This is a genomic window from Collinsella tanakaei (assembly GCF_021531055.1).
In the GTDB taxonomy this organism is placed as follows: Bacteria; Actinomycetota; Coriobacteriia; order Coriobacteriales; family Coriobacteriaceae; genus Collinsella; species Collinsella tanakaei_B.
In genome coordinates this window covers 99747-115610 of record NZ_JADYTL010000009.1, presented here as the reverse complement: position 1 = coordinate 115610, position 15864 = coordinate 99747, and the positions used below count along the sequence as shown (strand labels likewise).

Genomic DNA, 15864 nt, shown 5'->3' with positions numbered 1-15864 from the left:
CTACATAACGATATTATTAATAATATCTAACGATAATCTGCGCGTGCCGCAACCTTCATATCTGAACAAATTGTCCGCAGCGGGGTTGGAGATGGGACATTTTGTGCTCGGAAGCGCCCGGATGGGGCTGTGCGTCCGAGACGGGACAGCCCGGAGTGGCAAAAGTGGAGGGCGCGCGTCCGGGATGGGGTGGCCGGGGTGGCGAACATGGACCGCGCGTCCGAGACAGGGCACGCGGAAATGCCAAGAGCGGTTTCGAACGAGTCGACGAGGGCGAGTGCGCTCGGGAAGGAACGGTATGAGGACGTAGTCTGGAATGCCGGAGCGTAGGTGAGCACGGTGGAGAGCGCCTGGGCGGCGCTGAAAGCGAAACGGGGGCTTGCGGCATTTGCCGCAAGCCCCCGTTTCGGTGACGTTATGTGAAGGCGGCGCTGCCCTACAGCGCGAAATCGCCGCCCACGAGCTTGGAGACGGACTGCTCAACGTAGACGGCCTCGATGGCATCGGCGAACTCGTCTGCAACGGTGATGGTCTTGATCTTGCCGCCGACCTCGACGGGGATGGAGTCCGTGACGACGCACTCCACGATGGGCGCGTCGTTCAGGCGCTCGATCGCCGGACCGGAGAAGATGCCGTGCGTGGCGCACACGTAGATGTCGCCGGCACCCATCTTCTTGAGCTCACGCACGCTTGCGCACAGCGTGCCCGCGGTGTCGATCATGTCGTCGTTGATGACGCAGGTCTTACCCTCGATGTTGCCGATGATGCCCATGACCTCGGCGGCGTTGTGGCGCGGACGGCCCTTGTGCGCGATGGCGAGATCGCAGCCGAGCATGTCGGAGAGCTTCTTGGCGGCCTTGGCGCGGCCCACGTCGGGCGACACGACGACGAGCTTCTCGGTGTCGAAGCCCTTGGCGTTGTAGTAGTCGCCGAACAGCGGCAGGGCGGAGAGGTGGTTCACCGGGATGTCGAAGAAGCCCTGGATCTGGCCCTGGTGCAGGTCGAGCGTGATGATGCGGTCGACGCCCGCGCGCTCGATGAGGTTGGCGACCAGGCGCGCGGTGATCGGCTCGCGCGGGGCGGCCTTGCGGTCCTGGCGGGCGTAGGCGTAGTGCGTGATGACGGCGGTGATGGTGCGGGCGGAGGCGCGCTTGGCGGCATCGGTGGCCACCAGCAGCTCCATGAGCATGTCGTTGACGTTCGGCCCGGCGATGGACTGGACCAGGAACACGTCGGCGCCGCGGACCGACTCGTCGAAGCGGGCGTAGATCTCGCCGTTCGCGAACTTCTCAAGGGCGAGACCCGAGAGCTCGACACCCAGGATGTCGGCGACCTTCTGCGCGAGCGGTCGGTTGCATGAGCCCGAATACAGGCGCAGCGTCTTGAACATCTGCTGGGTCAGTTTTTGGTCCTGTGCTGGCATTTGCCGATTCTCCTTAGCTCTTGGACTCCCATGCCCTTACCGGTGGTTACAGCCGCGCGCGCCTGCGCTCGGTGTAGCCTTCTATGATGCGCTGCTCGCAGCGCTCGAGAGCGAGCGCTCCGTCAGGAACATCCTTGGTGATGGTGCCGCCGGCGCCGGTGATGGCGTCGGAGCCGATATTCACGGGCGCGACCATCATGGTGTCGGAACCGATGAACGTGCGGTCGCCAATCGTGGTCGCATGCTTGTTCTTGCCGTCGTAATTGCAGGTGATGGATCCCGCGCCGATGTTGACGCCGGCGCCCATCTGCGTGTCGCCGATGTAGGAGAGGTGCGGGACCTTGGAGCCCTCGCCGATGGTGGATTTCTTGATCTCGACGTGCGTGCCCACGTGCGCGCCGTCGAGCAGGTGCGTGCCAGGACGCAGGTAGCAGCGCGGGCCGCAGGTGACGCCGTTATCGACGACGGCCTCGATCGCCACGGTCTCGTCGAGCGAGCAGCCGTCGCCCACGCGCGTGTCGGTCAGGCGCGTGTTGGGACCGAGCTGGCAATCCTCGCCCACGGTGCTGTGGCCGATCAGGTGCGTCTGCGGCCACACGACGGTATCGCGGCCGATGGTGGCGTCGGGGCCGATCCAGGCCTGCGCGGGATCGATGAACGTGACGCCCTCGGCCATGAGGCGCGCGTTGATGCGGTCGCGCGCGATGGCGGTGAGCTCGGCGAGCTGAGCGCGGCTGTTGACGCCCAGGCCGTCGCGGTAGTCCTCGCAGTGATAGATGGTGTTGGCGTGTCCGGCGGCCTTGAGGATCTCGAGCATGTCGGGCAGGTAGTACTCGCCCTGCGCGTTGTCGTTGGTGACGTCGCCGATGTGGGCGGCGAGCAGCGCGCCGTCGAAGGCGTAGCAGCCGGCGTTGCACTCGAGCAGCGTCGCGGCCTGCTCGGGCGTGCAGTCCTTCTGCTCGATGATGCGGGCGATGGAGCCGGACTCGTCGAGCTCGATGCGGCCATAGCCGAACGGATCGGGCGGCGTCATGGTGAGCACGGCGGCGGCGTGGCTGCCGTCGGCGACGGTCGCGGCGAAGGTGCGGATGGTGTCGGCCTGGATCAGGGGAAGATCGCCGTTCAGGACCACGACCGGACCCTCGTCGATACCTGTGGCCTCGAGGGCGACGCGTACGGCGTGGGCGGTGCCCAAGCGCTCGGTCTGCTCGACGCACTCGATGCGGGAGGCATCGTCGCCTGTGTAGGTGGTGTCCAGCAGGGCGCGCACCTCGTCGGCGTGGCTACCGATGACCACGACGACGCGGCTGACGCCGGCGGCGAGTGCGGCGTCGGTGACCCAGCAGATCATCGGCTTGCCGAGAATCTTGTGCGAGACCTTGGCATGGTTGGACTTCATGCGCGTGCCCTCGCCGGCAGCCATGATGATTGCGGTGACATCCATCGGAATCTCCTCCGGTTGCGGTGCATGTTCGCGTGGCGCGGCGTCGGCCGCGGCGCACGTACCCCGATGATACCGCAGCGACGGGGGTCGGCGCTGTTCATCAAATACAAACCACGCGGCAGCCAGCGGAGGTGGGCCGCGGCGCACGGCGGACTGTCCGTCTTGTCCTAAAGCGATGGAGGCGGGCCGTCGCCACGTTGCAGGGCGGGATGAGATGACGCGAGGGCTGCCGATCCGCACGCTGCGCCCCGCGCGGCGCAGGCGCCGTTCCCCTGCGGAATTTGTGGTGACCCGCCTGCCCGCATAGTGTGGGGCCCGTCGGGTGCGGTAGGGTTGAACTGCACATTTGTTCGCTTCGGCGGGCCGCTGCACGGCAGCCCGCTTTTTCATGCCCGCGCGGTCGCCCGCCACAGGGTGCGGCCGCTTGGCCGCCGCGTTCCCGGCGGCCCGTCCCAACCCCATCGGAGGTGCCATGCACGGAGACACCATCCTGCTCATGACGTTCGTCCTCGCCCTCGTCGCCGCGTTCGCCGGCGGCATGGTGGCGCGCGCCCTGCGTCTGCCGCCTATCGTGGGCTATCTGGTCGGCGGCTTGGTCGTCGGCCCCTTCACGCCCGGGTTCTCGGGTGACTCGCACGCCATGAACCAGCTCGCCGAGGTCGGCGTCATGTTCATGATGTTCGGCACCGGCCTGCACTTCTCGTTCAAGGACCTGCTCGAGGTCAAGAACATCGCCGTGCCCGGTGCGATCGTGCAGATCGCCCTCGGCACGGTGGCGGGCTACGCGCTGGCGACCGTCTTTGGCTGGGAGCCCGCCGCCGGCATCATGCTCGGCCTTTCGGTGAGCATCGCCTCCACGGTCGTGCTGATCAAGAACCTCACCGACGCCGGCCTGTACCAGAGCCGCGGCGGACGCATCGCCACCGGCTGGCTCATCGTCGAGGACCTCGCCACGGTGGTGATCCTCGTGGTGCTGCCGGTGGTGTTCGGCCCGGGCGAGACCTCCGCGGCCGATATCGCCGCCCAGCTGGCGATCGCCCTACTCAAGACCGTGGCGTTCGTGGCGCTGATGCTCGTGGTGGGGTCGCGCGCGCTGCCGTGGCTGCTCGCGCGCATCGCCCGCTTCTGCCCGCGCGAGCTGTTCCAGCTCGCGGTGGTGGTCATCGCGCTCGGCACGGCGCTCGCGGCATCCGTGCTGTTCGACCTGTCCTTCGCGCTCGGCGCGTTTTTGGCCGGCGTGGTCGTGGGCACCTCCAAGCTCTCGCATCGCATCGCCGCGGAGGCCATTCCGTTCCAGGACCTGTTCTCGATCATCTTCTTCGCCTCGGTGGGCATGATGGTGAATCCGGCGACGCTCACTGCCCATATCGGGCAGCTTATAGCGCTGGTCGCCCTTATCATGGTCGGCAAATGGCTCATCAACATGGCGCTCGGTGCGCTGTTCTCGGCGGGTGTGCGCACGTCGCTCACCATCGCGGCGGGCCTGTCGCAGATCGGCGAGTTCTCGTTCATCATCGGGCAGGCGGGCATGGCGCTCGGCGTGCTCTCCGCCGACCAGTACAGTCTGATCCTGGGCGGCGCGGTGGTGTCGATCGCGCTCAACTCCTTCGTGTTCAAGCTGGTGGACCCCATGACGCGCGGCATCGAGGGGAGCTCGGCGCTCAAGCGCCTGTATGAGCGGCATGCGCGTACGATCGAGCCGCCTGCCGAGGAGGGGCTGCGCGACCATGTGGTCGTGGTGGGCTACGGGCACGCCGGCACGTACGTGGCCGAGGTGCTCAAGGATCTGGACGTGCCGTGCCTGGTGGTCGAGCGCGACCTGCCGATCGCCGAGGAGGCCGAGGAGGCGGGGCTGCCGGTGCTCGTGGGCGACGCGGCGAACTCCGAGATCTTGGCCCATGCGCATCTTGAGGCCGCGCGGGTGCTGGTCATAGCGTTGGCGGCGGAAGGGTCGGCGGAGATGATCGCCCGCGAGGCGCGCGAGATCGCGCCCGGCCTGCGCATCGTCGCGCGTGCGGACACCCAGGACGGCGTCGAGGCGCTCGTGGCTGCGGGTGTGGACGATCTGGTGCGACCCGAGCTCGAGGGCGGTATCGAGCTTATGCGCCATACGCTGGTCGATTTGGGCTATCGTCCGCGTCAGATCCAGAACTATGCGAATGACCTGCGCGAAAGCGGCTACGCGGCGCTGGGCGACGACGGTCGCGCGGAACGCCAGCGTGCCTTCGGGCACCTGATCGCGTCGCTGTCGGAACTCGAGCTGCACTGGGTGACGGTGGGCGAGCGCTGCCCGATGGCCGGCTGCACGCTGGCGGGCCTCGACCTGCGCGCGCGGACCGGTGCCAACGCGGTGGCGCTGCGGCGCGCCGGCGAGCTCGAGGTGTTCCTCGATGCGACGACCGTGCTGCATGCCGGCGACGCCGTGGGCCTCATGGGCACCGCCGAGCAGCTCGAGGCGGCGGAGGCCCTGCTCGGCGGGCAGTAGGACCGCGATGCGCCAGCCTGCCCACCTGCGGGGAGGCGCCTCCGGCTGCCGGCGCGGCGTGCCCCGCTAGAGGTCGATGGAGAGCTCCACAGGGCAGTGGTCGGAGCCGAAGATGTCACTGCGGATGCCCGCTTCGCGCACGCGATCCGCCACGGTATCGCTCACCAGGAAGTAGTCGATGCGCCAGCCCGCGTTGTTCTTGCGGGCGTTGAAGCGGTAGCTCCACCAGCTGTAGGCGCCCGTCTCGTCCGGATGCAGCAGGCGGAACGTGTCGGTGTAGCCCGCGTCCAGCAGCTCGGAGAACTTGCCGCGCTCCTCATCCGAGAATCCGGCGTTGCCGCGGTTGCTGCGGGGGTTCTTGAGGTCGATCTCCTCGTGCGCGACGTTGAAGTCGCCGCAGGTGACGACCGGCTTGCCGGTCTCGTCCTCAAGGCCGCGCAAAAACGCGCGGTAGGCGTCGTCCCAGGCCATGCGCACGTCGATGCGCGCCAAACCGTCCTGCGCGTTGGGCGTGTACACGTCGACGAACCAGAAGCGCTCGAATTCAAGCGCGCACACGCGGCCCTCGCTCGCTGCGGTGGCGACCATGTCGGCGGTGTCACCGGCCCCCGCAAAGGGCAGCAGGCTGTCGGCGCGGCGCACGGACAGCGGCTCCTCACGGCTGAACACGGCGGTTCCCGAGTAGCCCTTGCGCTCGGCGTAGCTCCAGGTCTGGTGATAACCCGGCAGCTCGAGGGCGACCTGGCCCTCCTGCAGCTTGGTCTCCTGGATCGCGAGGATATCGGCGTCCAGGTCCTCGGCGATCTCAACGAAGCCCGGGTCCTTTTTGAGCACGGCGCGCAGGCCGTTGACGTTCCATGAGGCGAATCGATACGTGCGCGGGGCGGTGGAGGCTGCCATGGTTCTCCTTGCATCCGAACTGGTGGGGCGTGCTCGTGCCATCCTGCTCGATATGAGACAACGTCAGACGTTTTCCCACATCGGGATGTGCTCGTGCCATCCTACTATAGTGCGCTTCGTGGCAGGTCATCCCGCCGTCGTGTGCTCTTGTCCAGATCGTGGAAAAACGCCAGACATATCCTCGCGTCGCAACCCGTCAAGCATCAGTTGAGGGGGATGGGGCGATGGGGTGTCGTTACGGTGCATAATCCGAGCTTTTGCAACGTATTCGCATGTAGGACCGATTTGCATGACACATTGCCAAACGGGGGCTTTATAATGGTCGAACCTATGAAACGATAACGCGTCGGCACGGTGCCGAGAGTCCGTCCGACGCTTTTCACACGAAGAAGGAATAGTGGTATGTCGGTTTTGGAAGATCGTTCCGACCGCTGGTCGGACAGCTGTCTTGCGCTCGTCAAGGCCATCTCGATCATCTTGCTCATCGCGTGCCTGGTGTACCTGGCCGTCGCGGGTATGAACTACGCCGTGCTGGGCGCGGTGTTCTTCGAAGGTGAGCACGCGGGCACGATCGTCACAATCGCCTACGCGCTTGTCCTGTTCGCGATGGCGCTCGCCGCCAGCCTGCTCGGTCTGCGTGCGAGTTATGAGCCCTCGCGGATCGACCCCTTCTGCATCGCCGCCGGCGTGCTGGTGGTCGGCGTGCTCGCCGGCGTCGTGTCGGGGAACTTCGGCTATCCGGATAGCGCGTTCGGCTCGGGCCTCGTGGGCGGTCTGAACCTGTTCTTCGGTGTGATCGCGCTGGTCGGCGCGGGCATCGGCATCTTCGTGATCCGTCCCGAGGTCAAGCCGGCGGCCTCTCGACCCGACGCGGATGCCGCGGCGGCTGATTCGTCCGAGGGGCCCGACGCGGCCGAGGGGGAGGCCGACGCTGCGGATGAGTCCGGTCAGGCAGCCGTTTCCGGCGAGGCCGACGACGCCGATGGCGAGGCTGCATCCGATGGTGAGGCCGATGGCGCCGAGCCCGCCGGCGAGGAAACCGCTGAGGACGCTTCCGAGGACGATGCCGACGCGGACGAGTCCGCCGACGGCGAGACCGACGAGGGCGTCGAGGAAGTGGCCGAGCCTACCGAGGCGGAAGCGGACGAGCCCGAAGTTGCCGACGAGCCCGGGCCCATCGCTGAGGATGAGGCCGACATGGAGTTCGAGTCCACCGGCGAGCCCGAGGTCGACGTCGAGTCCGATGGGGACACGGAAGAGCAGGTCGAGGAGGATGTCGCCGATCCCGCCGAGCCTGTCGTCGCCGAACCCTCCGATGCGGACGCTGCCGCCGAGGCCTCGGTCCCACACACCGAGCTCGACGAGATCGAATGGGTCGACTTCGGGGCGGATCCGGCAGCTGCCGCCGAGGCGGACGACGAGCCCGGCTTCTTCGGCAAGCACCTTCGCCGCCACTAAGTTACACTCAAAACAGCACATGGACCTTCGCGCGGTCGCCCAAGCGGCCGCGCGGTCTTATTCAGCCATCTTGTTCCGCGAAAGAGGCGATTCCCATGGCAGCCGTGCATTCCATAGCCGATGCCGTCGAGGCGGCGCAGGCCCTATCCAATCTGTTCGCACGCCACAAGCGCGCGGTGTTCTTCGGCGGCGCCGGCGTGTCCACGGCGAGCGGCATCCCGGATTTTCGCAGTGTCGACGGCCTGTATCACCAACAGTTCGACTACCCGCCCGAGGTGATGCTCTCGCATGGGTTCTACGCGAGCCATCCTGCGGAGTTCTTCGAGTTCTATCGCAAGAAGATGATCGCGCCGACGGCCCGCCCCAACCAGGCGCATATCAAGCTCGCCGAGCTCGAGCGCTCCGGCGCGCTGCGCTCGGTGGTCACGCAGAACATCGACGGGCTGCACCAGATGGCGGGCTCGCAGCGCGTGTGGGAGCTGCACGGGTCGGTGCACCGCAACATCTGCCAAGCGTGCGGGGCAAGCTACGACGCGGCGTGGATCCTGGCGCGCGAGCACGAGGACGAGCGCGGCGTGCCCGTATGCCCTGCCTGCGGTGGGCGTATCAAGCCCGACGTCGTGCTCTATGAGGAGCCGCTCGACGAGTGCGTGATCACGGGTGCGGTGGAGGATATCGCGCAGGCCGACATGCTCGTCATCGGCGGTACGTCGCTCGTGGTGTACCCGGCGGCGGGCCTCACGCAGTACTTCTCTGGCGATACCTTGGTGATCATCAACCGCGATCCCACGCCGCAGGACTCCCGCGCCGACGTGCTGATCTCCTGCGACATCGCCGAGGCCTTCCGCTTCTAGGCGGGAAAATAGGGACAGTCCCCTTTTCCCACTTGCAGGTGCACAGTCGGCGGAAGGGGCGTTCCGTATGGGAAGATAGGGGCAGGAGTAAATCTCCCACTCGGGTGGCGGACTGCTTTTGTCTTTTCTGCCCAACGGGCGCCGCACCTCGTCGCGACCGTGCGCGAGTGGATACAATAGATGGACTTGCACGACGTGCGTGCACGACGTTTGCCGGCGAGCGAAAGGAACCCCATGGCTCACGATTCCAAGATATGGCGCTGCGGAAAGTACGAGCTCAAGTTCGACCGTCCGCGCATCATGGGCGTGCTCAACGTCACGCCGGATTCGTTCAGCGACGGGGCGGAGGGCAACCTCGACGTCGACGCCGCCGTGGCGCGCGGCGTGGCCATGCTCGACGCCGGCGCGGACATCATCGACGTGGGCGGCGAGTCCACGCGCCCGGGTTTCACCCCGGTGACCCCCGACGAGGAGGCGCGCCGCGTCCTGCCCGTCGTGCGCGCGCTTGCGCAGCGCGGCGCCATCGTCTCCATCGACACGCGCCATGTGGAGGTGGCCAAGGCAGCGGTCCGCGTGGGCGCCTCCATCGTCAACGACGTGACCGGTTTCACCGATCCCAAGATGGTCGAGTTCGTCAAGGGCGTCAAATGCGGCGTGATCGTCGTCCATGCCGGCGAGTTGACCGAGCCCGTGCGCGCCCATAAAGCGGTGCAGCTCGATACGTCGGCCGCTGCATTCGTGGCCGAAAAAGCCCGCGCCGCCGCAGCCGCCGCTGCCGGTACCGCCGGCAAGCGCCGTGGCCGCGCGCAGGGCGGCCTGCGCTTGGGCGGAGGCCTCGTACAGCCGCAGCTTCCGTTCGGTGACCTGCCCAACGGATCGCCTGCCGTCGAGGCCGCTGTATCGGCCACGGCCGCCGCGCCCGCCGACGAGGCGGCGACCCCGGAGGCGGTCGCCGCGAAGCTGGCCGACGCGCACATCGAGGCGTCCGCGGCCACCGTCGCCGCCGATGCCGCGCCCGCCACCGACGCCGCGGCTCCCGAGGTCACGCAGGAGGACAACCTCGCTGCCATCATGGCCCGTTCCGCCAAGCGCGAGGAGGCCTACGTGAGCACCTCGCAGCTCCGCCGCTTCACCCTGCCCGACTCGGCCCCCATCATGCGCCGCGTCATGGGCTTTTTGTCCGACCAGGCCCGTGCGCTCGTCCATGCGGGCGTGGCGCGCGAGCGTATCTGCATCGATCCGGGTGCCGGCTTTGGCAAGACGGCCAACGAGGACATCGTCATCCAGCGCGAGACGGCCAAGATGGCCTCGCTGGGCTATCCCCTCATGTGCGCGGTGTCGCGCAAGCGCTTTGTGGGCACCATCTCCGGCGTTGCGGAGGCCGCCGAGCGCGACGCGGCGACCTTCGGTGTGTGTCTGGGCGCCATCCAGGCGGGGGCCGATATCGTCCGCGTGCACGACGTTGCCGGGTTCGCGCAGTTCCTGAACGGGTATTGGGCCGTCGCGCGCCCGCAGCCGCGCCGCGCGTTCGTGGCGCTCGGCTCCAACCTGGGCAACCGTCTGGACAATCTCCGTGCCGCCAAGGACCTGATCGCCGAGATCCCGCTCACCTGTGTATCCAATTGCTCGCGCATCTACGAGACCGAGCCGGCCTACGAGGAGCGCCAGGAGCCGTTCGCCAACGCGGTGATCGAGGTCCGCACCGAGCTCGCCCCGCTCATCCTGCTCGACGAGCTTATGAAGATCGAGGACAAGCTCGGCCGCAATCGCACCAAGAGCGCCCGCCCCAACGGGCCGCGAACGCTCGACTGCGACCTGCTGTGGATGGAAGGCGAGGTTCACGGCGGCAACAAGCTGCGGCTTCCCCATCCCAAGCTGGGTGAGCGCGACTTCGTGCTCGTGCCGCTCGAGGACCTGATGCACGATCCGGCGCGTTTCTTCCGCTACGAGGGCGTGGACGTGCGCGAGCCGGAGGAGCGCGTGGGGCATGTGACCGGCGAGCTGGGGGCGCTGTAGCCATGGGCGAAGACGTTGCGATGGGCGCTGCCGCCGCGGGCGCCGATGCGCCGATGACGTTCATGTCCGAGGTCACCTCGACCAACGACATCGCGGTGGACGCCGCGCGCGAGGGCGCGCCGCACGGCTGGGCGGTGAGCGCCGGAATCCAGACGGCGGGGCGCGGTCGCCGCGGCCACGCGTGGGCGTCGCCCGAGGGGAGCCTCTACCTGTCGGTCGTCCTGCGGCCGAACGTCCCCATGCAGAACCTGATCGCCGTGCCCGCCGTGTGCGCCATGGGCGCCATGGACGCGCTGCATGCGATGGGGCTGACGGGTCGCGTGGGCATCAAGTGGCCGAATGACATCGTCGCGCGCACCGAGGCTGGGGACGGAGCGTTCAGCCGAAAGCTCGCGGGCATCCTCGTCGAGGCCAAATCCAGTGCCGAGGGTCCGTTCGCCGTGGTCGGCATGGGTGTGAACGTGCAGCCCGTGCACGTCGAGCAGCATGTGTCCGCCGAATCCATGTCGCCGCAGGCACTGGGCCCCATCTCGCTTGCCGAGCTGGTGGGCGAGGGCGCCGAGGTGCCCTGTCTGCAGGATCTTGCCGCGCGTCTGCGCGATGCGGTCGTCGCCCGTGTCGACGTGTGGGCCGAGGCCGTGCGCGCCGGTGGCGCCGCCGCAGGGCCGCTGGCGCCGATTCTGGCGGAGTATTTCGATATGGTTCCGATGTTGGGACATCAGGTCGCGGTACTGTCGCCGACCGGGCATCTCATGAACACGGGTGTGTTCGCCGGTCTGGATATGTGGGGTCGCGCGTGCGTCATGACGCCCGCGGGCGAACAGACCTATCCTTCGGAGGCCGTGAGTCTGCGCGAGCTGTAGCCGCCCGCGGGAAAATAGGGACAGGCGGGAAAATGGGGACAGGCACTTTTTTCCCACGCGGAAGGGACAATGGGAACAGGTGCTTTTCCCGCGTGGGGAAAAAAGTGCCTGTCCCCATTTTCCCCGTTACTGCGCGCGGCGTTGGATCCGACGGTAGATCTCGTTGATGCCGCGCAGGGTGAGCTGTCCGTCGATCACATCGAAGACATCGGTCGATTCGGCCACGATGCCGGCAAGGCCGCCCGTGGCGATCACACGCGCGTCGGGTGCCTCCAGTTCGGCCCTGATGCGCGCGACCAGGCCTTCCGCCATAGCCGCGGTTCCCGTGACCATGCCGTTTTGGACCGCCTCGACCGTGTTGCGGCCGATGGCGTGCGCCGGCGCCTCGAGCGGCACGCTGGCAAGGCGTGCGGCGCGGGCGATGAGCGCGTCCATGGAGATGCGGATACCCGGCGCGATGGCGCCTCCGATGTAGTAGCCATCTGCGTCGACGACGTCGATGTTGGTGGCGGTGCCGAAATCGACCACGATGGAGGGCGAGCCGTAGAACGTCGCCGCGGCGACGGCGTTGGCGATGCGGTCCGCGCCGACCTCGGCGGGATTCTGTGCCCGGACGGGGGTGACATCCGCCGTATCGCGCCCGACGACGATCAGCTCGGCATCGAGCTGCTCGGCGACGCCGGTCCATTCGCGCGTGAGCTGCGGGACGACGCCGGCGAACACGATGGCGTCCACGCAGGTGAGGTCCAGCCCGTACATGCGGAAATACCCCTGCAGGCGGACGTTGATCTCGTCTTTGGTAAAGGTGCCGTCGGTCGGCATGCGCCAGGAGCGCACGAGCTCGTCGCCGTCGAACAGGCCGAGGGCGGTCTGCGTGTTGCCCATATCAACTGCGAGGATCATGATCGCGCTCCTTGGTGCGGCGGGTTTAAATCGAACGCCGGTGTCGATACCGGCCTGCCTACCATTGTAAACATGCGGGCAGACGGTCGATTGTGTCTCAAATGTGGAAATGCTTGTCGGATCGTTGTCGGGCTTGCGTTTGGCGCATGCGGTTCGTAATATATTTTCTTGCGCAAAGGCGCACCAGACATTGCGGGGTGGAGCAGTCTGGTAGCTCGCCGGGCTCATAACCCGGAGGTCGTAGGTTCAAATCCTGCCCCCGCGACCAAGACTTTTAAAGCCCGGTTTATCCGGGCTTTTTTCGTATCACACGTATGTTCGGCCTACGTTTTCGTGATTAGCTGAGCCGGTTTGGCGGGAGGATGCCATATCCGAGTTGAGCGTGCGAGAGGCGGTATCTAGCTATGAACGTCACGGTATTGCTCGAAAACTCGACGCCATCGAGTAGGCTCGTCGCCAAGCACGGTCTGAGCCTCTTTCTCGAGGCGGCCGGAACGCGCCTGCTGTTCGACCTGGGTCCCGACGCCAACTTCATAGCCAACGCCCGCGCGCTCGGCGTGAACGTCGTGTCGGCGGACGCGGCGATCATCTCGCACGGACACGACGATCACGGCGGCGGCTTGCGCGCCTACCTGGATATGACGCGCGGCGTGCGCGACGAGGCTTCCGTATACGTCCACGCGCACGCGTTCGACCGGCATGTCTCCGGAACGGCCGAGCAGCATCGCGATATCAGCCTCGATCAGACGCTGGCCGACGAGGAGCGCATCGTGAACGTGGAGGGAACGTGGGCGCTCGGCCGGGGCCTGCTCCTGTTTTCCACGATGGAACGCTCGCATCCGCAGCCAGAAGGCAACGGACGCCTGCTGGAAGAGCGCGACGGCGAGTTCGTGCCCGACGCCTTCGCCCACGAGCAGAGCCTGTTGGTGACCGAGGGCGATCGGCACATTTTGGTGTCGGGCTGCTCGCATGCGGGAATCCTGAACATCATGGATACCGCGGAGCAGCTGGCGGGCGCACCGCTCGATGCGGTCGTGGGCGGGTTCCACACGACGAGCCCCTCGGCCGGCGATGTCGAGTCCGAGCAGGCCGTGCGCGATTTGGCGTGCGAGCTTGTCGCACGGCGGGCACGTTACTACACCTGCCACTGCACGGGGCTCGAGACGTTCAGCCTGCTTCGCGATGAGCTGGGCGATCGAATCCAATACCTGCATACCGGCAGCGTCGTCGCCGTGTAGCGCCGCGGCGACCGGGTGCCTGCCGTCCGCAAGGCGGATACGGTCTTGCGGGCGCGGGGACCGAGCCCCTACGCGTTCGCCGCCGGCAGCTGCGAGCGCGCCCCCTCGACATAGAGCCGCGCATTGGCGCGGTTGTGCTCGAGTTCCTCTGCCGTGACCTGCCGCACGACGCGCGCGGGGCTGCCCAGCACAACCGATCCGTCGGGTACGGCCATCCCCTGTGTCACGAGCGCGCCGGCGCCCACGATGCATCCCGTGCCGATGCGCGCGCCGTTGAGCACGATGGCGCCCATGCCGATCAGCGTGTCGTCGCCGACCGTGCAGCCGTGGAGGATCGCGCCATGGCCGACGGTCACCCGGCATCCGATGCGCACCGGGCACCCGAAATCCTCATGCACGATGCAGCCGTCTTGGATATTGGTGTCGGTGCCCACCTCGATGGCGTCGACGTCGCCGCGCAGGACGGCGTTGTACCAGATGCTGACGTTCTCGTCGAGCGTCACGCGCCCGCGCACCACGGCGCCCTCGGCGATGCGCACGGTGGGGTGGATGGCCGGCGAAGGGGCGGTATCATGCATCGATTCGTGCCTCCAATATGCATCAATGTGTGGTGTTCCAAGCGAGCAGAAGGTATCTTGCCGCCTAAACTGTATCACCTAGCAGGCATTATTAAAAATCCGAAACAGCCTCAAGAATACGGAACCCCCGCTATGGTATGCAGAAAAACTGTACTACAATTCCTCTTTAACATAGTAAAGCGGCGCGTTCGCGCGCCTACGGATGTCATGGCGGCAACGTCGCGCGGCATCTCGATGGAAAGGGGAGGGGCTTATGACAGCAGCCAACGCTGCGCCTGCGACTGCGCATGCGGCTTCGGGCGACAAGGGCACCAAGCGCAAGTTCAAGGTGCCGCACACCTTCGTCATCATCATGATCATCATCTTGGCGGTCACGGCACTCACGTGGATCGTGCCGGCTGGCGAGTACGTCCGCTACGAGAACTCGAGCGGCCAGATGGTCGTCGACCCCGAGCAGTTCACCTACGTCGAGCAGACGCCGGTCAATCCGCTGCTCATCCCGCTGTACATCGTCAACGCCATGTGCAGCCGTATCGACCTGATGCTGCTCATCATGTTCTCGGGCGGCGCGTTCATCTTCATCACCAAGTCCGGCGCGCTGCATTCGCTCGTCGCGCGCATCGCCAAGGTGTTCCAGAACCGCCTGTACCTGTTCATCCCCATCATGACCACGGTGTTCGCGCTCATCTGCACCACGCAGGGCGTCAACCAGTTCATCGCCTTCGCGCCGATCCTCGTCATGATCTCGATGGCCATGGGTCTGGATTCCATCACGGGCGTCGCCATCATCCTGCTCGGCGGCTCGGTCGGTTTCTCCACCGGTACGTTCAACCCGTCCACGACGCTCATCGCGCAGGGCATCGCCGAGCTGGCGCCGTACTCGGGCCTCGCGTTCCGCGTGATCAACCTCGTGGTGTTCCTCGTCATCGTCAACGTGTACCTCGTGCACTACGCCAACAAGATCCGCAAGGATCCCACCAAGAGCCCCATGTACGAGCTCGATAAGACCAACGAGTATAAGAACCTCGACATCGATTCCTTCGGGCCGATGGATGCGCGCAAGGCCCTCATCATCCTGGCGCTCGTCGCGGCGCTCGCGGCGATGGTCATCGGCAGCGTGAACTTCGGTTGGGATACCCCCGAGCTCGCAGCCGTCTTCCTGGCGCTCGCCATCGTCGAGGGCTTCCTGTCCGGCGAGACCCCCTCGTCGATGTCCACCGAGTTTTTGACCGGCTGCAAGGGCATGCTGTCCGCCGCCATGGTCATCGGCCTTGCGACCTCCATCTCCGACATCATGACCGCCGGCAACATCGTCGACACGGTCATCCATGCCATGGCGACGCTCATGGCCGGCACGCCGGCGTTCCTGATCGGCCCGGTCATGTATCTCGCCAACGTGTTGGTGAGCTTCGTCATCGTGTCCGGTTCCGGCATGGCGTCGGCCATCATCCCGATCACCGCCCCGCTGGGCGACCTGCTGGGCCTCACCCGTCAGTCGACCGTCTTGGCGTTCAACTTCGCCGACGGCTTCTCCAACTACGTGCAGCCCCATTCCACAGCGCTCATGGGCATGCTCGGTGCGGTCAACATCCCGTACGACCGCTGGATGAGCTTCATGTGGAAGCTCTTCCTCATCATCATGCTCGCGTGCTGCGTGATGATGGGCATCGCGCAGGCGATCGGCTACATGTAAGATGCACGG

12 protein-coding genes and 1 tRNA gene are annotated in these 15864 nt (G+C 66.4%); 8 read left to right on the top strand and 5 right to left on the bottom strand.

Annotated features, from left to right (window positions below; genetic code table 11):
- Window positions 1-436: 436 nt before the first annotated feature.
- Window positions 437-1423, bottom strand: coding sequence for a ribose-phosphate diphosphokinase (locus tag I6E04_RS09100; protein WP_235422877.1), 987 nt, complete (start codon window positions 1421-1423; stop codon window positions 437-439).
- A 46-nt stretch (window positions 1424-1469) separates the two neighbouring features.
- Window positions 1470-2867 (bottom strand): bifunctional UDP-N-acetylglucosamine diphosphorylase/glucosamine-1-phosphate N-acetyltransferase GlmU, encoded by a 1398-nt coding sequence (gene glmU, locus I6E04_RS09095; protein ID WP_235422876.1) that lies wholly within the window; start codon window positions 2865-2867, stop codon window positions 1470-1472.
- 424 nt (window positions 2868-3291) lie between these two features.
- Between glmU and I6E04_RS09090 the strand changes: the two genes are divergently transcribed.
- On the top strand, window positions 3292-5352 hold the full coding sequence (locus I6E04_RS09090) for a cation:proton antiporter domain-containing protein (RefSeq protein WP_235422875.1): 2061 nt from the start codon (window positions 3292-3294) through the stop codon (window positions 5350-5352).
- A gap of 66 nt (window positions 5353-5418) precedes the next feature.
- On the opposite strand, the gene I6E04_RS09085 is transcribed toward I6E04_RS09090, so the two are convergent.
- On the bottom strand, window positions 5419-6252 hold the full coding sequence (locus tag I6E04_RS09085; RefSeq protein WP_235422874.1) for an exodeoxyribonuclease III: 834 nt from the start codon (window positions 6250-6252) through the stop codon (window positions 5419-5421).
- 402 nt (window positions 6253-6654) lie between these two features.
- Between I6E04_RS09085 and I6E04_RS09080 the strand changes: the two genes are divergently transcribed.
- The 4 genes from I6E04_RS09080 (at window position 6655) to I6E04_RS09065 (ending at window position 11443) form a co-directional block, all read left to right on the top strand.
- On the top strand, window positions 6655-7710 hold the full coding sequence (locus I6E04_RS09080) for a hypothetical protein (protein WP_235422873.1): 1056 nt from the start codon (window positions 6655-6657) through the stop codon (window positions 7708-7710).
- A gap of 95 nt (window positions 7711-7805) precedes the next feature.
- Window positions 7806-8564, top strand: coding sequence for an NAD-dependent protein deacylase (locus I6E04_RS09075; protein WP_235422872.1), 759 nt, complete (start codon window positions 7806-7808; stop codon window positions 8562-8564).
- 234 nt (window positions 8565-8798) lie between these two features.
- A complete protein-coding gene (gene folK, locus I6E04_RS09070) occupies window positions 8799-10580 on the top strand; it encodes a 2-amino-4-hydroxy-6-hydroxymethyldihydropteridine diphosphokinase (RefSeq protein WP_235422871.1) in 1782 nt (593 codons plus the stop codon).
- Between the two features lie 2 nt (window positions 10581-10582).
- Window positions 10583-11443 carry a biotin--[acetyl-CoA-carboxylase] ligase gene (locus I6E04_RS09065; RefSeq protein ID WP_235422870.1) on the top strand — a complete coding sequence of 287 codons (861 nt, stop codon included), beginning with the start codon at window positions 10583-10585 and terminating at the stop codon, window positions 11441-11443.
- Between the two features lie 126 nt (window positions 11444-11569).
- Here the strand turns inward: I6E04_RS09065 and I6E04_RS09060 are convergent, their stop codons facing one another.
- Window positions 11570-12346, bottom strand: a complete 777-nt coding sequence (locus I6E04_RS09060; protein ID WP_235422869.1) for a type III pantothenate kinase — start codon at window positions 12344-12346, stop codon at window positions 11570-11572.
- A 191-nt stretch (window positions 12347-12537) separates the two neighbouring features.
- Here I6E04_RS09060 and I6E04_RS09055 point away from each other — a divergent pair.
- Window positions 12538-12614, top strand: a tRNA-Met gene (locus I6E04_RS09055).
- 136 nt (window positions 12615-12750) lie between these two features.
- On the top strand, window positions 12751-13584 hold the full coding sequence (locus tag I6E04_RS09050) for an MBL fold metallo-hydrolase (RefSeq protein WP_235422868.1): 834 nt from the start codon (window positions 12751-12753) through the stop codon (window positions 13582-13584).
- Between the two features lie 68 nt (window positions 13585-13652).
- On the opposite strand, the gene I6E04_RS09045 is transcribed toward I6E04_RS09050, so the two are convergent.
- A complete protein-coding gene (locus tag I6E04_RS09045) occupies window positions 13653-14162 on the bottom strand; it encodes a gamma carbonic anhydrase family protein (RefSeq protein ID WP_235422867.1) in 510 nt (169 codons plus the stop codon).
- A gap of 253 nt (window positions 14163-14415) precedes the next feature.
- Here I6E04_RS09045 and I6E04_RS09040 point away from each other — a divergent pair, with 253 nt between their 5' ends.
- Complete coding sequence (locus I6E04_RS09040; RefSeq protein WP_235422866.1) at window positions 14416-15855, top strand: YfcC family protein; 1440 nt, start codon at window positions 14416-14418, stop codon at window positions 15853-15855.
- The last annotated feature ends 9 nt before the right edge of the window (window positions 15856-15864 follow it).